The organism is Pseudomonas fluorescens, assembly GCF_004683905.1.
Classification (GTDB): domain Bacteria; phylum Pseudomonadota; class Gammaproteobacteria; order Pseudomonadales; family Pseudomonadaceae; genus Aquipseudomonas; species Aquipseudomonas putida_A.
Window position 1 is genome coordinate 5198303 of the sequence record NZ_CP038438.1, and the last position, 21445, is coordinate 5219747.

Genomic DNA, 21445 nt, shown 5'->3' on the forward strand with positions numbered 1-21445 from the left:
TCGCAAGACAGGGCTCTTCCAGCGATCTCGCGATTAAGCCGCGACAACGCTCACGTAACGACGACCGAAGGCGCCTTTTACTTCAAACTTGATCACGCCTTCGATTTTCGCGAAGAGGGTGTGATCCTTACCCATGCCAACGCCGTAGCCAGCGTGGAATTGGGTGCCGCGCTGACGCACGATGATGTTGCCGGCCTTGATGACCTGGCCGCCATACATCTTCACGCCAAGGCGTTTGGCTTCTGAGTCGCGACCGTTACGGGTACTACCACCAGCTTTTTTGTGTGCCATGAGTTCAATTCTCCTAGTGAGGAATTAGGCTGTAATTAAGCCTGAATACCGGTGATTTTGATCTCGGTGAACCACTGGCGGTGGCCCATACGCTTCATGTGGTGCTTACGGCGACGGAACTTGATGATGCGGACTTTATCGTGACGACCTTGGGAGATCACTTCAGCCTTGACGGTTGCGCCAGCAACAACAGGTGCGCCGATGTTCACGTCGTCGCCATTGGCGACCAGCAGAACGCGGTCAAAAGTCACGGATTCGCCAGTAGCGACTTCCAGTTTTTCGATCTTCAGGTATTCACCTTCAGCGACCTTGTATTGCTTACCGCCGGTAACGATTACTGCGTACATGGTATTTCTCCGATAATCCTGCTCACCCAGCTCTTTATAAGAAGAGGTATTGGCTGGCATGGCTGCATGGGGCTGGAACGGCCCAAGTGCAATTGCGTAAGGCAGGTGCTGCCCAGGAAGTTCAGGGTGCGCGATTGTACGCAAGCCGCGAGAGTCACGCAAGTGGCCGTCCATCGCGCCTTGACAGGCCCCGGTGTGGGTCCTAGCATGCCGCGCAACCCTTCTGGAGCAACTGTCGCTGATGCAACCCCAAGCTTTCTACCGCGCGGTGGCGGACGATTTTAACGCCGTCGACGGCATCATCAAGAAGCAGCTGACTTCCCGAGTGCCGCTGGTATCGAAAATCGGCGATTACATCACCTCGGCCGGCGGCAAACGCCTGCGTCCTTTATTGGTGCTGCTGTGCGGTAAGGCCCTGGGTCGCGAAGGCGACGACATGCGCCTGCTGGCCGCCACCATCGAATTCCTGCACACCGCGACCCTGCTGCATGACGACGTGGTCGACATGTCCGGCATGCGCCGTGGCCGCTCGACCGCCAACGCTATGTGGGGCAACGCCCCGAGCGTGCTGGTCGGCGACTTCCTGTACTCGCGCTCGTTCGAAATGATGGTCGAGCTGGGCTCGATGCCGGTGATGAAGATCCTGTCCCAGGCCACGCGCATCATCGCAGAAGGCGAAGTGTTGCAACTGTCCAAGGTACGCGACGCCAGCACCACCGAAGAAACCTACATGGAAGTCATCCGCGGCAAGACCGCGATGCTTTTCGAAGCCTCGACCCACAGCGCCGCCGCACTGGCCGGTGCCACCGCCGAGCAGAGCGAAGCCCTGCGCACCTTCGGTGATCACCTCGGCGTGGCGTTCCAACTGGTCGACGACCTGCTGGACTACAAGGGTGATGCCGAGATTCTGGGCAAGAACGTCGGTGACGATCTGGCCGAAGGCAAGCCGACCCTGCCGCTGATCTACACCATGCGAGAAGGTACGCCGGAGCAAGCTGCTCTGGTACGTCAGGCGATCCAGAAAGGCGGGATCGAAGACCTCGAAAGCATCCGCATCGCCGTGGAAGCCTCGGGTTCGCTGGAGTACACCGCGCAACTGGCCCGCGACTACGTGGCCCGTGCGATCAAGTGCCTCGACGCGCTGCCGGCCAGCGAATACCGCGATGCACTAGTGGAACTGAGCGAATTTGCGGTCGCCCGCACGCACTGATCTGCCTTCTGTGGGAGCGGGCTTGCTCGCGAAAGCAACCTGTCATTCAACATTAATGTTCAATGACACACCGCATTCGCGAGCAAGCCCGCTCCCACAGTTGTTTCTGCTCTATGCCCTCCTGCGCGTAAAACCCTATACAATGTGCGACTTTTAGCGATCCCCTATCAAGGAGCCTTAGTGAGCACGTTGCCACCCTGCCCGAAATGCAATTCCGAATACACCTACGAAGACGGTGCCCAACTGATCTGCCCGGAGTGCGCCCACGAGTGGTCGGCCAACGGCGAAGCCGAAGTGGCATCCGATGATGCCGTGAAGAAAGATTCGGTCGGCAACGTGTTGCAGGACGGCGACACCATCACCGTGATCAAGGACCTGAAAGTCAAGGGCACTTCGCTGGTGGTCAAGGTCGGCACCAAGGTCAAGAACATCCGCCTGTGCGACGGCGACCACGACATCGACTGCAAGATCGATGGCATCGGCCCGATGAAGCTCAAGTCCGAGTTCGTCAGAAAGGTCTGATCCTGCTGTCAGCCATCCCGTGCCCGCCGCGGGATGGTGAATCGCCCTCCGTGCTTTTCCCTCCCGCATTCTCGCGTAATAGCCAGACGCCAGCCGTTTTGACCTTACGCAATCTTTACCCGGAAAAAATCGCATTCCGCCAATAGGCACTTGCTATTTGACGAATAAGAATTATTCTCATTGAAACCTTTCAAGGAGATGAGACCCATGACTTATTTGATCGACGCCTGGCTGGATCGCCCACACCCATACCTCAGGATCCTGCATCGGGAAACCGGCGAAGTCTGTGCGGTACTGGAAGAAGAAGCGCTGCATGAGCTGCAGGATCAGGGTGATCTGGACGTCAGCAGCCTGAATTCCAGCGAACCGCTGGTGCTCAAGGAGCTGGTGCGCAATCTGTTCCTGTTCTGCTATGCCCGGGCCTTGCGCCCGACCAATGAGCTGCATCACAAGATCGAAATATGAGTAGCGCGGAAAAAACTGTGGGAGCCAGCCTGCTGGCGAAAGCGCTGTATCAGGCAACGAATGGTTTGCCTGAAAGGACGCCTTCGCGAGCAAGCCCGCCCCCACATTATTGACCTGTCACCGGGACAGGCCAGGCATTACAGAACGTCCAGCAGCTCGACGTCGAATACCAGAACGCTGTGCGGCGGGATGCTGCCAACGCCTTGAGCGCCGTAAGCCAGTTCGCTCGGCACGTACAGGCGCCATTTGCTGCCGGCATTCATCAGTTGCAGAGCTTCGGTCCAGCCGGCGATCACGCCGCCAACCGGGAATTCTGCTGGCTGGCCACGATCATAGGAGCTGTCGAACACAGTGCCGTCGATCAGCATGCCGTGGTAGTGAGTACGCACGGTGTCTTCACGGGATGGCTTGGCGCCTTCGCCCTGGGTCAGCACTTCGAATTGCAGACCGGAAGCCAGGGTGGTGATGCCTTCTTTCTTGGCGTTTTCAGCCAGGAACGCACGGCCTTCGCCTGCGGCGGCTTCAGCCTTGGCAGCGGCTTCGGCTTGCATGATCTCGCGGATCACTTTGAAGCTGGCGGACATGGCTTCCTGATCGACACGGCTTGGCTTGCCGGCGAATGCGTCGGTCAGACCGGCCAGGATGGCGTCCAGGCTGACACCCGGTGGCGGGTTATCGCGCAGCTGGTCACCCAGCTGACGGCCAATACCGTAGCTGACGCGGGTTTCGTCGGTGGACAGATTTACTTCGGACATGACACTGCTCCGCTGTGCGGACGGCCATCAGACTTGCCGTGCGTGCACAGCGCGTCCCGGCGCGCCCGGAACCAAAAGGGCGAGCAGACTAGCACAGATGCCCGGCGATGGGGCGCAACGCCTACAGGGCCGAGCGCCAGGCCAGCGGCACTTTCAGGCTTTCCTCGTCACTGACGCCCAGGCCGCACATTTCATCGTGCACCGAGGTGTGTACGAGGTTGAACGGCAGCACCGGAAAGTTATGCAAAAGATCCCGTGCATGCTCCACCGAACGCAGCTGCAGCATCTCGCCCTTGAGATCACTCAGCGGGTACGCCGCCCCGTGCATCCGCGCCTCGAGCAGATAAATCCCGCCCTCCATGGAGATCAGGTTCAGCTCATCGACCTTTCTGGCGATGGCAAACGCATTCAACTCTTGCAGGTTCATGAACGCACCTCGTGCGGTGGCGAGCCAGGACCCTTACAGGGATATGCCCGCGCGCGCCAAAGCACAAGCCACAAACGACACCGCCCGTCTGTTTCGCAACAGACGGGCGTTTTTTTTGCAGCGATCAAACAATGATCAGTGCTTGGTGAGCTTGTCCAGGTAACCCATCGCGAACGCCGAAATCACGAAGGTCATGTGGATGATCACGTACCACATCAGGTGCTCGGGATCGACGTTCTTGGCATCCATGAAGATCCGCAGCAGGTGGATCGAGGAAATCGCCACGATCGACGCCGCCACTTTCATCTTCAGCGACGAGGAGTCCATGGTGCCCAGCCAGCTGAGTTTCTCTTTGCCTTCGTCGATGTTCAGCTCGGACACGAAGTTCTCGTAGCCGGAAATCATCACCATCACCAGCAGGCCGCCCACCAGCGCCATGTCGATCAGCGACAGCAGCACCAGGATCAGATCCGATTCGGCCATGGAAAACACGTTGGGAATGACATGAAACACTTCCTGGAAGAATTTCAATGCCAGCGCCAGCAGCCCGAGGGACAGCCCGATATAGATCGGCGCCAGCAGCCAGCGCGTGGCGTACATTGCATTTTCGATAAAGCGTTCCATTGACTCTCACACAATAAGGATTGAAATCGGCGGCGAGTATACCAGCCGCCCGTGACCGCCAGAAACCGCCCGGCTCGCACCTCCCATCACCGCAACCTGCGTGTGTGTGTGAATTTTTTTCTGCTACTGTCCAAACCATTGACCGCCTAGCGAAAGTGGACAGGACGACTGGAAATGCATGTGCGATTACCGTTGACGACTGCCGGAATTTGCCTCGTTCTGCTGCTGGGTGGCTGCTCACCCGGCGATGAGAAAAAGCCCTCGGTCAGCCTCGACGCGAAGACGGCAACCTTCGAACACTCACTGGACGCCATTACCGACCCGAAACTCAAGGACGCCGTGACCGAACTCGGCGGTTCGCTGCTGCTGCTCGAACGCGCGCAGCTCAAGCTCGACAGCACACCGCTGAAAACCGTCTACGGCGAAGACACCCTCGGCATCCTCAAGCACTACCCTTCGCCGCAGGCGCTGGTCGATACCTTTATCAACGGACTGTTCGTGCTGCACAAGGACGCCAGCTCCGATTACCTTACCGACCTGCAACCGGTATTCCCGTTCAACCTGAACATTCCCGGCGGCTTTCTATTCCGGCACGGCGTGGAATGGCAGTCGGTGACCCTGAGCAACAAGCGCGTGATCGCCTATCAGCCGGAGTGGTCGGAAACCGATCCCGGCATTCAGTTGAGCCCGTCCAGCTCCAACGTCAACAACCCCGATGACCTGACCGTGACCTACCCGTTCATCGAAGGGCTGGACGTGGACAAGAAGAGCCAGCCACAACCGGTGAGCCTGCAAGGCAAAGTCGAAGTCATCGCGCCGCGCCGCCTGTTCAGCTTCAACCTGAGCCAGAAGGACGTCGGCCAGACCCGCACCGATGACAACCTCAGCGTCACCCTGTTGAAGCTTGAAAAGAACTACGCCGAAGTCGAATTCAGCAACAGCCTGCCACTGGCCCCTGAGGTCGAGGGTGCGCAGCTCAATCCAGTCATCGTTCAGGCCCGTGACACCAGCGGGCAATACCTGGTGCGCGCCGGCTCAATCAATGAGAGCCCGGCACAAGTCGCCTTCTACGAGAAACAACTGGCGTATCTGCAACAGCAGAAAACCTGGAGCGAGGCGTTGGAAAAACAGCTGGAGGACGAACAGCAGACCTTCGAGCAGCAGCATCCGCGCCGCTACAACAAGGTCTACTTCAACGGCCCCATCGACACCCTCGAAGTCAGCGTGCTGGATTTCTCATCGGCAACCGTGACCCGCAAAACACTGGATCTGCCAGTGCGCACTTTCAGCCAGCACACCACCGAAAAAGCCATCCAACCGCTGGACCCGGCGGTGGTCGTCTATGACGATCTGGCGCCGAACTGGCTCAAGGGCGCGAGCCTCACCGAGGAAGCGTTGAAGGCCGGTATCCGCATCCATCAGTCCGTGGAGGATCCGAGCGCTGCACGCATCGAGTTCTCTCACCGGCGAACCTTCAACGATGAATTGCTCGGTGATGATTTCAGCCCCGGCGAGAGTCCCGTGACGTTCTTCACCGAGAAACGCAGCGGCAAGCTCGATGAGCCGATCGAACTGCCGCCCGAGGCGTATCAGGTCGATCCGCTGCAGGCGACCATCACTTACGATTTGAACCTGTTTCCGGAAACCCCGGCGATTGCCGTGGGGTCGATGCCGCTGTTTCTCGCCAGCGTGGGAAAAAAAGCCTACGACGCCAAATCCCTGCCCAAAGGCCTGGAGATCAAGAACAACACGTTGGTGGTGGACCTGAAACTGTTTCCGGCCAACGCCTGGCGATTCTTCGTCAAGGACGACAGCGGCAACTACCTGAAACAGATTCTCTCGGTCAGTCATGACGCGAGTGCGGATGGCCCGGCGCTGTTCGGCGTGCATTACTTCTATGGCCGTCCAACGCACGTGGAGACCTATCAGCGGACCGAGCTCAATACCGTGCAATACGGCTTTGAGGTCAAACTCGACAAGGCGCAGCAGTCCGACACCGCGCCATGATTGCGCCTAGTGGTCGAACACGCCGACCGTACGCCCACGCCCGCCATTGATCTGGCGCAACTGTGCCTGCAGGTGCAGGCTCCAGATCTGCGGATCGTCGGCCAGCTCGTAGCCGTGCATCGTCAGGCTTTCCACAATAGTGTCGAGAATCGACTCGGCGGCGACCGGCCCGTGAAACGGGCCCTGGGCCTTGATGGCGGAGGGTTGTTCGCCAGCCATGCCGGCAGCGAAGAGCAAGGTCCACATGCCGTTATCGCCGGCCAACGGTTTGATGGCGCATTCGATGCGGGTCACAAGACCCAGGCACTGACGGGTGAGGCAGAGGTTGCGCGACATGGCGGCGACCCTCGGTAAAGCCTGTATTCAGCCTTCACGCGAAAGCTGTTTCGATCCAGTGATACTGTCGATGTCCTTGAGCAGAGAATAGAAGAAAAGTCCGCCGCGCAAGCTGGATAGAACCAGAAGGCGCCGAATGGTCATTGTGTGAATTCTGACGCCAGAGTAGTGGCACTTTTCCCGAAGATCAGCGCAAAAATCAATCTGGAAAAACAACTGTGGGAGGGGGCTTGCTCCCGAAGGCGGTGTCTCAATCAACTAATGTGTCGATTGGTACACCGCCTTCGGGAGCAAGCCCCCTCCCACAGTTTTTACCGCGTTTGCGGTCAGGCTGGTTTGGCTTCGGCTAGTGCCTCCTGCGCCAGTTCCTTTTCCGCCTCTTTGAGGTCGTCTTCACTGATCATCTCGGCAATCACCCGCAGACGCTCGACCACGCGCGCGTTGACGCTGCCCTCGGGGAACTGACCGTCAGCATCCGGCTCACCGGCCGGCTCGCCGACCAACAGGCTCAGCGCTTCGTCAGCCTGACGCACCGCGTACACGTGGAACTGCCCGGCGCGCACCGCCGCCAGCACCTTCTCGTCGAGCATCAGCGTGGCGACGTTGGCCTGCGGAATGATCGCGCCCTGCTCGCCGGTCAGCCCGCGCGCTTCGCAGAGGCGGAAGAAACCTTCGATCTTCTCGTTGACCCCGCCGACTGCCTGCACTTCGCCGAACTGGTTGATCGAACCGGTGATCGCAAAGCACTGCTTGAGCGGGGTTTTCGACAGCGCCGAAATCAGCGTGCAAGCCTCGCCCAGCGATGCGCTGTCGCCATCAACGTAACCGTAGGATTGCTCCAGCGCGATGCTCGCGGAAATCGCCAGCGGGAATTCCTGGGCGTAACGGCTGCCCAGATACCCGGTAAGGATCATCACGCCCTTGGAGTGGATCGGTTGCCCAAGGTTGACCTCGCGCTCGATGTCGACGATACCGCTGCCGCCCGGGTACACCGTGGCGGAAATCCGCGCCGGCACACCGAACGCCGAGTCACCGACTTCAAGCACGGTCAGCCCGTTGCACTTGCCGACCGCGGCGCCGTCGGTGTCGATCAGGATGATCCCGGCGAGCATGTCGTCGAGAATCCGCGCCGAGACCCGACCGGTGCGAGTGGCCTTGGCTTTCAGCGCCCGCTCGATGTGCCCGGCATCGGTCATTTCATCACCGGCCAGATGACGAATGAAATCCGCTTCACTGACCAGTTGGAACAGATCGCCGATCCGCGCCGACAAACGCCCCTGATGCTCGGCCAGCCGCGCGCTGTAGGTCGCCAGACGCGCCACCGCATCGGCGGTCAGCGGCGCCATGCCTTCCTCCGAAGTACGGGTTTTCAGCAACTGGGCGAACTGCTCCAGGCTTTCGTCGACCATCGGGATGTCTTCGTCGAAGTCGACCAGCACGCGGAACATCTCCTGGAAGTCCGGATCCAGGTCCTGCAGCGTGTAATACAACTGCCGCGCGCCGATGATGATGACTTTGACCTGCAACGGAATGTGTTGCGGGTTGAGGGTCACCGTGGCGAAACGGCCCATCTCGCCCAGCGGCGATTCCATTTTCAGCTTGCGCGATTGCAGGGCGCGTTTCAGCGCGTCCCACACGAACGGCTCGCTGAGCATTTTTTCCGCTTCAAGGATCAGGAAGCCGCCATTGGCCCGATGCAAAGCACCTGGACGCAACTGCCGGTAAGTGGTGTAAAGCGCGCCCTGATCGGTGGTGTACTCGATGCGCCCGAACAGGTTTTCGTAAGTCGGGTGCGGCTCGAACACTACCGGCGCCCCGCCGCTGGCCGGATGACCGACCACCAGGCTCGGCGCGTATTGCTCTTCCAGCAGCTTGCGCGCCACGGCGTCGGTCTTGCTGTCGTCGACCAGTTGCTCGACCACGGTTTTCAGCAAGTACACCTGCATCGCTTGCAGGTAACCGCAGACCGCAGCGTTCTCCGCGTACTTCTCGGACAACGGCGAGAGCAACGGCTGCAAGGCCAGGGTGATCGTTTCCTCGTTGAGCTGACGCAGTTGATTGTTCGACTCACGCTTCCACTGCGGCAGGCTGGCGAGTTCTTCGTTCAGACGCTCTTCGAGGCCGGAGATGTCTTCGTGAAACCGTTCGCGCTCGGCTTCCGGCAATTGGGCGAATTCCGCTTCATCCAGCGCCTTGCCTTCAAGCATCGGCGTGAAGGCGATATTGCTGCTGTCGCGGTACAGGGCGACGTCCTTCTCCAGCGCCAGCCGTTCGATGATATCGAGGGCCTTGTCGTAGCGCTGGTTGAAGGCGCGGTCGATGGCGCTTTTCTTCTGCTGGTAGGACGGGTGTTCGAACACGGCCGGAAAGGTTGCCAGCAGGTTATCGATCAGGCCGTTGATGTCACCGATGAACGAAGCCGCCGTGCCAGAAGGCAATTCCAGCGCGCGGGGCTCGCGCGGCTCATCGAAATTATTGACGTAGACCCAGTCCGCCGGGGTCTGCAGGCGCTTGCCTTCGGCCTTCAGGTAGCGTTTGACGAACGAGAAGCGGCCAGTGCCGGGCTCGCCCATGACAAAGACGTTGTAACCGGGGCGTGGCATCGCCACACCGAACTGCAAGGCTTCGACCGCACGTTCCTGGCCGAGCACACCGCGAAAGGGCTCCAGATCATTGGTGGTAGTGAAGCTGAACTGTTCAGCGGAAAACGGACGAGTCAGCGCTTCGGGCGCTATACGCAGGCTGGCAGCAACAGGATCAGGCATCGGGCTTCCTTAACAATCAGGCGGGGCGGATAGCGGCATTCTGGCGCTGCCCGTGCCCCACTGGCAAGGCGCGCCACACGACAAAGCATAGTCAACCGGGCCACCCCGCCCCGTCCCCCGTGAATCCGGGGTTATCGCCAAATCTTTTGTAAAAAATCACGGAACCCCCGGAACGTGCCTAAACTCCAAACTGCGCGGCTGGAACTAATACCGGCCCACTGGCACCTTCAGGTGTCAGAACCCTGTCCATTGGTATGCACACAAAGAGAACAAAGCTATGAAACGGATTCTTCTCGGTACTCTCTTCACCGCTGTTTCCATCAACGCCATGGCGCAAGCCCCGGGTGGCCCGGATTGCGGTTGGGGCAACATGCTGTTCGAAGGTCAGCGTGGCACCCCGGCACACTTCCTGGCATCCACCACTAACGGCACCTCCGGTAACGCTACGTTCGGTATGACTTCCGGCACCAACGGTTGCTCGACCAACGCGTCGCTGACCTACGGCGGTAAATCCTGGTTCGCCATGAATGGCATGATGAACGAGCTGTCCGAAGACATGGCCAAGGGCAACGGCGAAGCGCTGACGACCTACGCCGTGGTACTGGGCGTGGCGCCGGAAGACCGTGCGCACTTCGCTGCTGTCACTCACGAGCACTTCCAGCAGATCTTCAGCAAGGCTGACGTGACCGCAGAAGACGTGCATACCAACACCCTGGCCGTGCTGAAGTCGGACCCACGTCTGGCCAAGTACGCAACTCAGGCTTAAGCTCGACCCCACCCGCTTCTTTCGGGAAGCGGGTTTTGTTTTGAGTGCAATCACTCGAATGTGACGCTGAACCTGTGGTGAGGGGATTTATCCCCGATCGGCTGCGGAGCAGTCGTGAAACCATTCAATTCGGTGTATCTGATACACCGAGTTTTGCAGGTATGAGGGCCGCTTCGCAGCCCATCGGGGATAAATCCCCTCGCCACAGGGGAGTGATCGCAGCCCGATCCGGGTTTTATTTTCTTTCGACTTAAGTTGCCACTTATGCTCAAACGCCTTGCCTGGCTGGCGCTCTGTGTCTGCGCCCCGCTGTCCGCCGCGCCTCACGTCGACCCTCAACGTTTGCAGCAACTGGCCAACGACCGCTTCTGGATTTCCCTCGGTCATTACGAAACCGCCAAGCTTGGCGGCTGGCGCAGCTATGTCAGCGACAGGAAATTCTTTCTTGCGCCCGATGGCAACGAACACCCCGACCATGAGCTGGCCGCCACCGTGCAGGCGCTGTACGCCCCGGCCAGTCTCGGCGAGCAGCATGCGCAATGCGTCTACCCGGCGCGTACGCGCTGGCTGAAAGCCCAGCTCAACCTGACCGATCTGCCCGCCCCCGATTGCGCCGAATTCAAGAAGTGGTTCAAGGACGTCTCGCCGCATAGCGCGGTGATGATCTTCCCGGCGGCCTACCTCAACAGCCCGTCGTCGATGTTCGGCCACACCCTGCTGCGCATCGACCAGGCTGACGTGCAAAGCGACAAGACTTCGCTGCTGAGTTACGCGATCAATTTCGGCGCCTACATCGAAGGCTCGGACAACAGCATTCTCTACGCCTGGAAGGGCTTGATGGGTGGCTATCCCGGGCTGTTCGCACTGGTGCCGTACCAGGAAAAACTCTCCGAATACCGCAGCCTGGAAAACCGCGATCTGTGGGAATACCGGCTGAACCTGACGCAAGCAGAAACCGCGCGCATGGTCGAGCATGTGTGGGAGCTGAAGCAGATCCAGTTCGACTATTTCTTCTTCGACGAAAACTGCTCCTATCGCCTGCTCGAACTGCTGCAAGTGGCACGTCCGAGCCTGCGCCTGACCGAGCAATTCCCGCTGACCGCCATCCCTACCGATACGGTCAAAGCGGTGAAAGAAGCCGGGCTGGTGGAAAGCATCGAATATCGCCCGTCCCGCGAGCGTGAACTGCTCAGCCGCGCCGAGCCGTTGAACAAGGAAGAACAGCAATGGGTGCTGAAGGTCAGCGCCGATCAACGGGTGTTGCAGGAGCCGACCTTCAAGGCCCTGCCCCGGGATCGTCAGGCGCTGATCATCGATGCCGCCTATCGTCTGGAGCGTTACCGCGCCAACGGGCAGGAACGTGATGCGCAACGTGCACAGCGCAGCTTCGAACTGCTGCGGGCAATCAACAAGAACCCGGCGCCGGAGCTGCAGATCCCGCAACCGGGCCTGCCCGAAGACGGCCATGAATCGCGCACCTGGCAGGCCGGCATCGGCACCCGCGGTGATCGTGCGTTCGGTGAGTACGGTTTGCGCATGGCCTATCACGATCTCAACGACAACGCCGAAAGCTTCCCCCTTGGCGCGCAGATCGAAATCCTGCAGATGAAGCTGCGTCAATACGAAGGTAATCAATGGCAGTTCCAGCAACTGGATCTCGCAACCATCCGCTCGCTGACCCCGCGCAATGAGCTGCTGCAGCCACTGTCGTGGCAGGTCACCGGTGGCCTTGAGCGCGTACCCGGCAAACACGATGACGAAAACCTGGTCAGCCACGTCAACGGTGGTGGTGGCGGCACCTGGCAGTTGGGCGAAGACACGCTCGGCTTTGCCCTCGGCACCGTGCGCATCGAGCACAACAATGACTTCGCCGGATTCGTCACGCCGGCAACTGGCTTCAACACCGGCGTGTTGTGGAAAAACCCGTTGGGCAATCTCAGCGTCGAGGCCAAGGGCGACTACTTCACCAACGGCGAAGTACGCCGCAGCCTGAGCCTGAACCAGCAGTGGGAATTGTCGCGCAACCTCGGTTTGCGCCTGAGTGCGCAGCGTGAGTTCAGTCATGTGGCGACACCGGAAACCGAAGTGATGCTTGAGGTGAAGTGGTACCACTACTGATCTGAAGCCTAATCAATACCCCCTGTGGGAGCGGACTTGCTCGCGAAGGCGTCGTGTCAGGCGATTCAAATCTCGACTGACCCAGCGCTTTCGCGAGCAAGCCCGCTCCCACAGGGTTCTCCGGTATTCAACGAATTACTTACATGTCTTTCACCAACGCCCGACGAATCCGCTTCTAGACTTTCCCAATCAGCCGAAAATCGGCGTGGGAGACTTCGATGTGGCGGTGTGCGGGGTTGTTGGGTGTTTTGCTGTTGCTCGGGGGTTGCCAGACCACCCACGAAGACTTGATCGCCAAAGGTTATCCACCGGCCTTCGCCGACGGTTTTGACGATGGCTGCGTCAGTGGCCGGCAAGCCGCCGGCTCGATCAGTGGCGAGTTTCGCAAGAACGTGCCGCGCTATCTCAAGGACAAGCAATACGCCGAAGGCTGGACCGACGGCTTCCGCCAGTGCCAGGCAATGCTGGAAAACAAGGATCGCGAAGAGTATCGCAACGAGCACTGGGACGAACGCGAGCGCGCCTGGCAGCAGCAGAAAGATCAGGACGCCGGGCGGGCTTATCGCTCGCAATAGGTCGTTTCCAGACATCCAGTGAAACCAAATGCCGGCGACCATGGCCCAAACTCTTTGCAGAGGAGGACAGCATGAGTCGCGCTTTCGTCAACGAAGACAACGCCGCTGCGCAAGCCGATCAGCCCGTCGAACGGCAGGTCAGTGCGCAGCCCAACTACGTCACACCCCAAGGATTAGCGCAGTTGCAGGCCAAGGTCGCCGGACTGCAAGCCCTGCACGCCGAGCAATCGGCCAAGGGCGAACGGGCCGACAAGCAGCGCCAAGCCGATCTCGAAAGAGATTTGCGCTACTTCAACCAACGCCTCGCCAGCGCACAGGTCGCGGCCCCGGCGATCTCGACCGATAAAGTGCAGATCGGCAGTTGGGTGACCTACGCCGACGAACACGACACCGAAAGTCGGGTGCAATTGGTCGGCGAAGATCAGGCCGACGCCAGTCAGGGTTTGATCAACTGGGCCTCGCCGTTGGGCCGGGCATTGCTTGGTGCCCGGCTCAATGACGAAGTGCTGTGGCAGCGCCCCGCTGGCGATCAGGTGATTGAAGTGATTCGCATCGAACCGGCTTAAACCACACCCTGCGCGAGCATCGCATCCGCGACTTTGACGAAGCCGGCGATGTTCGCGCCTTTGACGTAGTTGATCCGCCCGTTCTCTTCGCCGTAATGCACGCAGGCATGGTGGATCGACTGCATGATCGCGTGCAGCTTGCTGTCCACCTCACCCGCCGTCCACAGCAGGCGCATGGCGTTCTGCGACATCTCCAGCCCACTGACCGCGACCCCGCCGGCGTTCGACGCCTTGCCCGGGGCGAACAGAATGCCGGCTTCGATGAAGATATCCACAGCCTCCAGCGTGGTCGGCATGTTCGCGCCTTCGGCGACGCACACGCAGCCATTGCGCAGCAGCGTACGAGCAGATTCGGCGTCGAGCTCGTTCTGCGTGGCGCAGGGCAGCGCGATGTCACACGGCAGCGACCAGGGCAACTGACCGGCACGGAATTCCAGACCGAACGCCGTGGCCAATTCGCTGATGCGTCCGCGTTTGACGTTTTTCAGTTCCAGCAGCGCCTGCCACTGTTCTTCGCTCAGGCCCGATTCGCAGTACAACGTGCCTTCGGAGTCGGACAGCGAAATCACCTTGCCGCCCAGGTCCATGACCTTGCGCGCCGCGTACTGGGCGACGTTGCCGGAACCGGAAATCGCCACACGTTTGCCTTCGACGGTCTGCCCGCGGCGCTTGAGCATCTCCTCGGCGAAGTACACGCAACCGAAACCGGTGGCTTCCGGGCGAATCAGGCTGCCGCCATAGGTCATGCCTTTACCGGTCAACACGCTGGTGAACTGGTTGCTCAGGCGTTTGTACTGGCCAAACAGGAAACCGATCTCCCGCGCCCCGACACCGATGTCACCAGCCGGCACGTCAACGTCCGCGCCGATGTGGCGGTACAGCTCGCTCATGAACGCCTGGCAGAAACGCATGACTTCGGCGTCGCTCTTGCCCTTCGGATCGAAATCCGAACCGCCCTTGCCGCCGCCCATGGGCAACGAGGTCAGGGAGTTCTTGAAAGTCTGTTCAAAGGCGAGAAACTTCAGCACGCCCAGGTTCACCGAAGGATGGAAGCGCAAGCCGCCCTTGTACGGGCCGATCGCGCTGTTCATCTGAATGCGGAAACCGCGATTGACCTGAACCTTGCCCTGATCGTCGACCCACGACACGCGGAACACCACCGCCCGCTCCGGCTCGCAGATGCGCTCCAGAATGCCCGAGTTCAGGTAACGCGGATTGGCTTCGAGAAACGGCCACAGACTGCGCAGGACTTCTTCGACGGCCTGGTGGAATTCGGGTTGATCCGGGTCGCGTTTTTTCAGGCGGGCGAGGAAGGATTCGACGGATTCGATCATGGGAAAAGTCTCGGCAAATTTATTGTCGTTGGAAGCGATTGAGCCGGACTGTAACAAACGATTTGCGCACAGGAACAGCGCAAAATGTCGCAGTTATGAAATTAAATGGTGCACAGGATATAAATAAGGCGGTTTTTTGAGCTGATTCTGCACCTGAATGGGGAGGTCAAATTGAAGTAATGCACCAACAGTTACATCGATATCGCGAGCAGGCTCACTCCTACAGGAGACCGCATTCCAATTGTAGGAGTGAGCCTGCTCGCGATGGCCACGACTCGGAATCACTGAAAAAAACTCAAAAAAAACGGAGCCCGAAGGCTCCGCTTTTTCATGCAACCAACCCGAATCAGGCCAGTTTCTTGTGGCGTACCCGGTGTGGCTGGGCCGCCGCTTCTCCAAGACGCTTTTTGCGGTCGGCTTCGTACTCGGTGTAGTTGCCTTCGAAGAACACCGCTTGCGAGTCGTCTTCGTACGCCAGGATGTGAGTCGCGACGCGGTCCAGGAACCAGCGATCGTGAGAGATCACAATGGCGGCGCCCGGGAAGTCCAGCAGGGCTTCTTCCAGGGAACGCAGGGTTTCAACGTCGAGGTCGTTGGACGGTTCGTCGAGCAGCAGGACGTTGCCGCCCTCCTTCAGGGTCAGCGCCAGGTGCAGACGACCGCGCTCACCACCGGACAGGTCCTTGACGAACTTCTGCTGGTCGCCGCCCTTGAAGTTGAAGCGACCGACGTAAGTGCGCGACGGAATCTCGTAGTTGCCGATGCGGATCTGGTCGGAACCGTCGGAGATCTGCTGGAACACGGTCTTGCTGCCGTCGAGGTCTTCGCGGCTCTGGTCAACGCAGGCCAGTTGCACGGTTTCGCCGACTTCGATGGTGCCGGAATCCGGAGTTTCCTTGCCCATCAGCATGCGGAACAGGGTCGACTTACCGGCACCGTTACCACCGATCACGCCAACGATGGCGCCCTTCGGCATGGAGAACGACAGGTTGTCGATCAGGACGCGATCGCCGTAGCCCTTGGTGACGTTCTTGAACTCGATGACCTTGTCGCCCAGACGCGGACCGGCCGGGATGTAGATCTCGTTGGTTTCCGAACGCTTCTGGAATTCCTGCGACTGCATTTCTTCGAAGCGTTGCAGACGAGCCTTGGATTTCGACTGACGGGCTTTCGCGCCTTTGCGCACCCACTCCAGTTCTTCCTTCATGGCTTTTTCGTGAGCCGACTGCTGCTTGGATTCGGCCGCCAGACGATCGGACTTGGCTTCGAGCCAACCCGAGTAGTTGCCCTCGTAAGGAATGCCCGCGCCGCGGTCGAGTTCCAGAATCCAGCCGGCAACGTTGTCGAGGAAGTAACGGTCGTGCGTGATCGCGACCACGGTGCCCGGGAAGTCGTGCAGGAAGTGCTCCAGCCACGCTACCGAATCAGCGTCCAAGTGGTTGGTCGGTTCGTCGAGCAGCAGCATGTCCGGGGCGGACAGCAGCAGACGGCACAGGGCCACACGACGTTTTTCACCACCGGACAGGTGTTCGACCTTGGCGTCCCAGGCCGGCAGACGCAGGGCGTCGGCGGCGACTTCCAGTTGACGCTCCAGGTTATGACCATCGCTGGCCTGCAGGATCGCTTCGAGCTTGGCCTGTTCGGCTGCCAGCTTGTCGAAGTCGGCGTCCGGATCGGCGTAAGCGGCGTAGACCTCGTCCAGACGCGCTTGCGCATCCTTGATCACGCTGACCGCTTCCTCGACCACTTCACGCACGGTCTTGGTCGGATCAAGTTGTGGCTCTTGCGGCAGATAACCGATGTTCAGGTCCGGCATCGGACGGGCTTCGCCCTCGAACTCGGTATCGACGCCAGCCATGATTTTCAGCAGCGTGGATTTACCCGAACCGTTGAGGCCGAGTACGCCGATCTTGGCGCCGGGGAAGAACGACAGCGAAATGTTTTTCAGGATTTCCCGCTTCGGCGGAACAACTTTGCCCAGCCGATGCATGGTGAAGACGTATTGAGCCATGGAGAACCTTGGGTCAGTGACAGATGAATGATTGGAGCGCAGGCGATGCCCGGCCAGACCGATGCGCGTCGTTCACTAGACCACTTGATGGCCATCAATGCGTGCGCGCGGAAAAAAGTCTGATTCTAGGAGCTGGAACGCTCCCGCGTAACCGGCAAAGCTACCTGAATGACCGGTGGCAGTCCAGCCGAGTGGGGCTGGCACTTCGCCACAACTCAAGGCATGCTAGCCGCCCTTCGGGCGTCCGGCTTATAGTGCACGTCGCGCCAGTCCAGCCAAACCGCAGGATTTCAGCTTGTCCAACGTTACCCCGCCAGCTTCTGTGAGCGCGTCCAATCCGGGGACCGGCTCGCCCCTGCGCGGAACATTGAAGGGGGCATTGGCGACGCTGGTACTTTTGCTGCTGGCCCTGCTGTTCTGGCAACTGCTCGATCAATTGCGCGAGACCCAGAAAAATCAGCGCCAGTACACCATCGACTACACCGCCGACCTCGCCTCGCAGGTCAGCCTGAACATGTCGCTGAATGCGCAAATCGCCCTCAACCTGCTACCGATCGTCGAACAACCGCAGTCGTCCGACGAACAGCAGGCGCTGCTGCGCAAGCTCCAGCAATCGCTGCCGGACCTGCGCAGCCTGGCCCTGCTCAGCCCGTCCGGGAAAATCCTCAACGACAGCGCCAGCGACAGCCACGACGCCGATTACCTCGCTGAACTGGTGCGCCGCAGCCGCGCCCAGGCGCATTACTTCAGTAACGCCGACGACGGCTCGGTGGTGCATCTGTTGTTGCATCAGGCCAGCGGCAGCACGCGCGGCTACTGGGTATTGCGCCTGACCCCGACCTTCTTCGACTCGCTGACCAAGCTGGGCGAAACCGGCATCCGCCCGTTGTGGCTGGTGGAAAACCGTCTCAACCATCAGATCATCAGCCGCGACGAAGCGCTGTCTTCTGCCCGGCCCGGGGTGCTGAGCCCGGACGACATGGCCAACACCGTGCTGACCGTGCCACTGAGCAGCAGCGACTGGCAGTTGCGCGGGCTGTTCGATCGTCAGCGGGTGCTCGAAGAACTGCTGCCAGCGTTCATCGGCAAATGCCTGCTGGGCCTGGCGTTCTCGATGTTGCCGGTGATCGCGCTGCTGAACATGCGTCGCCGCCAGCGCCAGTTGCATGAAGGCCGCCGGCGCTATCAGGACATTTTCGAAGGCACTGGCGTTGCGTTGTGCGTGCTCGACCTGTCCGGCCTCAAGCAGGTGTTCGACAAAGCACAGATCCAGACCAGCGACCAGCTCAAGGCCTGGCTCGACCAACCGGCCCAGCGCCAGCAACTGCTGCAGGAACTGCGCGTCACCGAGGTCAATCAGGTGGCGCTGCAACTGCTCAATGTCAATTCCTGCGAGCACGCCTGGCAGTTGCTGATCGATGGCCATCCGCACAGCCAGTGCGCCATCGGCAACCAGGTGCTCGACGCAGTTTTGCAGCAACAGAATCAACTGGAACTGGAAATCAGACTGCCGGACATCAACGGCCGCGATCAGCACCTGTGGATGGTCCTGCGCCTGCCCGAGGAGCTGCACGACTATAAAGCGGTGATTCTGAGCATCAACGACATCACCAGCCGCAAGCTGATCGAACTGTCGCTGCTGGAACGCGAAGGCTTCTGGTCGGACGTGGTGCGCACCGTGCCGGATCATCTGTACGTGCAGGACGTGATCAGCCAGCGGATGATTTTCAGCAACCACCACCTCGGCCAGACCCTCGGGTACAACCGCACCGAACTGCACCAGATGGGCGAGTATTTCTGGGAAATCCTCCTGCACCCGGAGGACGCCGACTATTACCACCGCTCGCGGCAGATGCAGCGGCACGCTGGGTACAGCCAGCTGTTGCAGTGCCAATTGCGCTTCCGCCATCGCGACGGCAAATGGCGGCGCTTCGATATTCGTGAGCAGGCGCTGGCCCGTGACAAACATGATCAGGTCACGCGGATCATCGGCGTGGCCAAGGACATCACCGAGCAGATCGAGGCCAGCGAATCGCTGCGCGACAGCGAGCAGCGCTACCGCATGCTCGCCGAAAGCATCAGCGATGTGATTTTCTCCACCGACAGCAAGCTGTCGTTGAACTACGTCAGCCCGTCGGTGCAGGCGGTGCTGGGTTACGACGCCGAGTGGATCTTCCAGAATGGCTGGCAATCGACGATCGCCAACCCGCAGCAGCTATCCGGCATCTACACCTTGATGGATCGGGTCAGCAAAGCACTCGACAAGCCTGAGCAACTCGCGCAACTGCGAAGCCAGGTACAGACGCAGATGTTCCTGTTCGACTGCCTGCGCGCCGACGGCCGCAAGATCCCGATCGAGCTGCGGCTGGTGCTGGTGTGGGACGAACACGGCGCGTTCGAAGGCGTGCTCGGCGTCGGTCGCGACATCAGCCAGCAGCGCCGCGCCGAGAAAGACTTGCGCATGGCCGCCACGGTATTCGAGCACTCGACCTCGGCGATCCTGATCACCGACCCGGCCGGTTACATCGTGCAGGCCAACGAAGCCTTCAGCCGGGTCAGCGGTTACGCGGTGTCGGAGGTGCTCGATCAGTTGCCGAACATGCTCACCGTCGACGAGCAACAGGACGCGCACCTGCGCTACGTGCTCAAGCAATTGCATCAGCACAGCACCTGGGAAGGCGAAGTCTGGCTCAAGCGCCGTAACGGCGAGCATTACCCGGCGTGGGTCGGCATCACGGCGGTACTCGACGATGAAGGCGATCTGGCCAGTTACGTGTGCTTCTTCAGCGACATCAGCGAGCGCAAGGCCAGCGAACAACGCATCCATCGTCTCGCTTACTACGACGCCCTGACCCACCTGCCGAACCGCACGCTGTTCCAGGATCGTCTGCACACCGCGCTGCAATCGGCCGAACGGCAGAAGTCGTGGGTGGTGCTGATGTTCCTCGACCTCGACCGCTTCAAACCGATCAACGACTCCCTCGGCCACGCGGCTGGCGACCGCATGTTGAAAGACATGGCCACGCGGTTGCTGGCCTGCGTCGACGATGACGACACCGTGGCGCGCATGGGCGGTGACGAGTTCACCTTGCTCCTGCAACACCGCTCCAGCCGCGAAATGGCGCTGAACCGAGCGATTCATGTGGCCGAGCAGATTCTCGCCAGCCTGGTGCGTCCATTTGTGCTGGAAGGTCGCGAGTTCTTCGTCACCGCCAGTATCGGCATCGCCCTGAGCCCGCAGGACGGCAACGAACTCAGCCAGTTGATGAAGAACGCCGACACCGCGATGTACCACGCCAAGGAGCGCGGCAAGAACAACTTCCAGTTTTATCAGGCCGACATGAACGCCAGTGCGCTGGAACGTCTGGAGCTGGAAAGCGACCTGCGTCATGCGCTGGAGCAGAACGAATTTGTCCTGTACTACCAGCCGCAATTCAGCGGCGACGGCAAACGCCTGACTGGCGCCGAAGCGCTGCTGCGTTGGCGTCATCCGCGTCGCGGGCTGGTGCCGCCGGGGGATTTCATTCCGGTGCTGGAAGAGCTGGGTCTGGTGGTCGACGTTGGCGACTGGGTCATCAGCGAAGCCTGCCGTCAGCTCAAGACCTGGCACCAGAACCGCGTGCGCGTGCCGAAGGTCTCGGTGAACATTTCGGCGCGGCAGTTCTCCGATGGCCAGCTCGGTACGCGCATCGCCACGATCCTGCGCGAAACCGGGCTGCCACCGGCGTGTCTGGAGCTGGAGCTGACCGAAAGTATCCTGATGCGCGAAGTCAGCGAAGCAATGCAGATTCTGGCCGGGCTGAAAAACCTGGGCCTGAGCATTGCGGTCGACGACTTCGGCACCGGTTATTCGTCGCTGAACTACCTCAAGCAATTTCCGATCGATGTGCTGAAGATCGACCGTACCTTCGTCGACGGCCTGCCGTCAGGCGAACAGGATGCGCAGATCGCTCGGGCGATCATCGCCATGGCCCACAGCCTCAATCTGGCGGTAATCGCCGAAGGCGTGGAAACCCATGAGCAACTGGACTTCCTGCGCGAACATGGCTGCGATGAGGTTCAGGGCTATCTGTTCGGACGGCCAATGCCGGCGAGCCGGTTTGAAGCGCAGTTCAGCAATGATGCGCTATTCATGTTCGACTGATTTTTTGCGGCACCGCCAATGACGCCTTCGCGAGCAAGCCCGCTCCCACATTTGACCCGGTTTCTTCAGGATATACGCGGTCCACTGTGGGAGCGGGCTTGCTCGCGAAAGGGTCGGTACAGACGCCGGAAAAATCTGCGGTGCAGCCATCCCCAGCAGGCTGGCTGTCACAGGGACTTGCC

General features: G+C 60.1%; 18 protein-coding genes. 9 read left to right on the forward strand and 9 right to left on the reverse strand.

Annotated features, from left to right (window positions below; all coding sequences use genetic code 11):
• Positions 1–33: 33 nt before the first annotated feature.
• Entirely contained in the window at positions 34–291 is a 258-nt protein-coding gene (gene rpmA, locus E4T63_RS23985) for a 50S ribosomal protein L27 (RefSeq protein WP_003228360.1), read from the reverse strand.
• A gap of 35 nt (positions 292–326) precedes the next feature.
• Positions 327–638, reverse strand: coding sequence for a 50S ribosomal protein L21 (gene rplU / locus E4T63_RS23990; RefSeq protein WP_003228361.1), 312 nt, complete (start codon positions 636–638; stop codon positions 327–329).
• Positions 639–879: 241 nt separating this feature from the next.
• Here rplU and E4T63_RS23995 point away from each other — a divergent pair, with 241 nt between their 5' ends.
• From E4T63_RS23995 to E4T63_RS24010, 3 genes are all read left to right on the forward strand, one after another.
• Positions 880–1848 (forward strand): polyprenyl synthetase family protein, encoded by a 969-nt coding sequence (locus tag E4T63_RS23995; protein ID WP_135296595.1) that lies wholly within the window; start codon positions 880–882, stop codon positions 1846–1848.
• Between the two features lie 180 nt (positions 1849–2028).
• Positions 2029–2370, forward strand: coding sequence for a zinc ribbon domain-containing protein YjdM (locus tag E4T63_RS24005; RefSeq protein WP_003228364.1), 342 nt, complete (start codon positions 2029–2031; stop codon positions 2368–2370).
• 207 nt (positions 2371–2577) lie between these two features.
• The gene (locus E4T63_RS24010; RefSeq protein WP_003228365.1) at positions 2578–2835 is read left to right on the forward strand and encodes a PA4570 family protein; all 258 of its coding nucleotides are present in this window, start codon (positions 2578–2580) and stop codon (positions 2833–2835) included.
• 137 nt (positions 2836–2972) lie between these two features.
• Here the strand turns inward: E4T63_RS24010 and E4T63_RS24015 are convergent, their stop codons facing one another.
• The 3 genes from E4T63_RS24015 to E4T63_RS24025 all read right to left on the reverse strand — a co-directional run bounded on the left by E4T63_RS24015 (position 2973) and on the right by E4T63_RS24025 (position 4641).
• Positions 2973–3590, reverse strand: a complete 618-nt coding sequence (locus E4T63_RS24015) for an FKBP-type peptidyl-prolyl cis-trans isomerase (protein WP_003228367.1) — start codon at positions 3588–3590, stop codon at positions 2973–2975.
• A 121-nt stretch (positions 3591–3711) separates the two neighbouring features.
• Positions 3712–4017, reverse strand: a complete 306-nt coding sequence (locus E4T63_RS24020; protein WP_096795239.1) for a DUF6482 family protein — start codon at positions 4015–4017, stop codon at positions 3712–3714.
• A gap of 135 nt (positions 4018–4152) precedes the next feature.
• Positions 4153–4641, reverse strand: coding sequence for a TIGR00645 family protein (locus E4T63_RS24025; RefSeq protein ID WP_007963798.1), 489 nt, complete (start codon positions 4639–4641; stop codon positions 4153–4155).
• A gap of 174 nt (positions 4642–4815) precedes the next feature.
• Here E4T63_RS24025 and E4T63_RS24030 point away from each other — a divergent pair, with 174 nt between their 5' ends.
• Positions 4816–6648, forward strand: a complete 1833-nt coding sequence (locus tag E4T63_RS24030) for a hypothetical protein (RefSeq protein WP_135296596.1) — start codon at positions 4816–4818, stop codon at positions 6646–6648.
• Between the two features lie 6 nt (positions 6649–6654).
• Here E4T63_RS24030 and E4T63_RS24035 read toward each other — a convergent pair whose 3' ends face one another.
• Both E4T63_RS24035 and E4T63_RS24040 read right to left on the reverse strand, forming a co-directional pair.
• On the reverse strand, positions 6655–6984 hold the full coding sequence (locus E4T63_RS24035; protein ID WP_007963794.1) for a hypothetical protein: 330 nt from the start codon (positions 6982–6984) through the stop codon (positions 6655–6657).
• 326 nt (positions 6985–7310) lie between these two features.
• Positions 7311–9749, reverse strand: a complete 2439-nt coding sequence (locus E4T63_RS24040) for a Lon protease family protein (protein ID WP_027612829.1) — start codon at positions 9747–9749, stop codon at positions 7311–7313.
• A 277-nt stretch (positions 9750–10026) separates the two neighbouring features.
• On the opposite strand from E4T63_RS24040, the gene E4T63_RS24045 reads away from it, so the two are divergent.
• The 4 genes from E4T63_RS24045 (at position 10027) to E4T63_RS24065 (ending at position 13774) form a co-directional block, all read left to right on the forward strand.
• Complete coding sequence (locus E4T63_RS24045) at positions 10027–10515, forward strand: DUF3015 domain-containing protein (RefSeq protein WP_007909797.1); 489 nt, start codon at positions 10027–10029, stop codon at positions 10513–10515.
• Between the two features lie 264 nt (positions 10516–10779).
• Positions 10780–12633 (forward strand): Lnb N-terminal periplasmic domain-containing protein, encoded by a 1854-nt coding sequence (locus E4T63_RS24055; protein ID WP_135296597.1) that lies wholly within the window; start codon positions 10780–10782, stop codon positions 12631–12633.
• 218 nt (positions 12634–12851) lie between these two features.
• Positions 12852–13208, forward strand: a complete 357-nt coding sequence (locus E4T63_RS24060; RefSeq protein ID WP_007963787.1) for a hypothetical protein — start codon at positions 12852–12854, stop codon at positions 13206–13208.
• 71 nt (positions 13209–13279) lie between these two features.
• Entirely contained in the window at positions 13280–13774 is a 495-nt protein-coding gene (locus E4T63_RS24065; protein ID WP_135296598.1) for a GreA/GreB family elongation factor, read from the forward strand.
• Here the strand turns inward: E4T63_RS24065 and gdhA are convergent.
• Together gdhA and ettA are read right to left on the reverse strand one after the other, a co-directional pair.
• Positions 13771–15108, reverse strand: coding sequence for an NADP-specific glutamate dehydrogenase (gene gdhA, locus E4T63_RS24070; RefSeq protein WP_135296599.1), 1338 nt, complete (start codon positions 15106–15108; stop codon positions 13771–13773). The genes E4T63_RS24065 and gdhA overlap by 4 nt on opposite strands.
• A gap of 346 nt (positions 15109–15454) precedes the next feature.
• Positions 15455–17119 carry an energy-dependent translational throttle protein EttA gene (gene ettA / locus E4T63_RS24075; RefSeq protein WP_003228391.1) on the reverse strand — a complete coding sequence of 555 codons (1665 nt, stop codon included), beginning with the start codon at positions 17117–17119 and terminating at the stop codon, positions 15455–15457.
• A 295-nt stretch (positions 17120–17414) separates the two neighbouring features.
• Here ettA and E4T63_RS24080 point away from each other — a divergent pair, with 295 nt between their 5' ends.
• Complete coding sequence (locus tag E4T63_RS24080) at positions 17415–21263, forward strand: sensor domain-containing protein (RefSeq protein ID WP_135296600.1); 3849 nt, start codon at positions 17415–17417, stop codon at positions 21261–21263.
• The last annotated feature ends 182 nt before the right edge of the window (positions 21264–21445 follow it).

Coding starts and splice junctions, on each gene's coding strand:
- rpmA (WP_003228360.1), bottom strand. CDS start 291: ATGGCACACAAAAAAGCTGGTGGTAGTACCCGTAACGGTCGCGACTCA.
- rplU (WP_003228361.1), bottom strand. CDS start 638: ATGTACGCAGTAATCGTTACCGGCGGTAAGCAATACAAGGTCGCTGAA.
- E4T63_RS23995 (WP_135296595.1), top strand. CDS start 880: ATGCAACCCCAAGCTTTCTACCGCGCGGTGGCGGACGATTTTAACGCC.
- E4T63_RS24010 (WP_003228365.1), top strand. CDS start 2,578: ATGACTTATTTGATCGACGCCTGGCTGGATCGCCCACACCCATACCTC.
- E4T63_RS24015 (WP_003228367.1), bottom strand. CDS start 3,590: ATGTCCGAAGTAAATCTGTCCACCGACGAAACCCGCGTCAGCTACGGT.
- E4T63_RS24020 (WP_096795239.1), bottom strand. CDS start 4,017: ATGAACCTGCAAGAGTTGAATGCGTTTGCCATCGCCAGAAAGGTCGAT.
- E4T63_RS24025 (WP_007963798.1), bottom strand. CDS start 4,641: ATGGAACGCTTTATCGAAAATGCAATGTACGCCACGCGCTGGCTGCTG.
- E4T63_RS24030 (WP_135296596.1), top strand. CDS start 4,816: ATGCATGTGCGATTACCGTTGACGACTGCCGGAATTTGCCTCGTTCTG.
- E4T63_RS24035 (WP_007963794.1), bottom strand. CDS start 6,984: ATGTCGCGCAACCTCTGCCTCACCCGTCAGTGCCTGGGTCTTGTGACC.
- E4T63_RS24040 (WP_027612829.1), bottom strand. CDS start 9,749: ATGCCTGATCCTGTTGCTGCCAGCCTGCGTATAGCGCCCGAAGCGCTG.
- E4T63_RS24045 (WP_007909797.1), top strand. CDS start 10,027: ATGAAACGGATTCTTCTCGGTACTCTCTTCACCGCTGTTTCCATCAAC.
- E4T63_RS24055 (WP_135296597.1), top strand. CDS start 10,780: ATGCTCAAACGCCTTGCCTGGCTGGCGCTCTGTGTCTGCGCCCCGCTG.
- E4T63_RS24060 (WP_007963787.1), top strand. CDS start 12,852: ATGTGGCGGTGTGCGGGGTTGTTGGGTGTTTTGCTGTTGCTCGGGGGT.
- E4T63_RS24065 (WP_135296598.1), top strand. CDS start 13,280: ATGAGTCGCGCTTTCGTCAACGAAGACAACGCCGCTGCGCAAGCCGAT.
- gdhA (WP_135296599.1), bottom strand. CDS start 15,108: ATGATCGAATCCGTCGAATCCTTCCTCGCCCGCCTGAAAAAACGCGAC.
- ettA (WP_003228391.1), bottom strand. CDS start 17,119: ATGGCTCAATACGTCTTCACCATGCATCGGCTGGGCAAAGTTGTTCCG.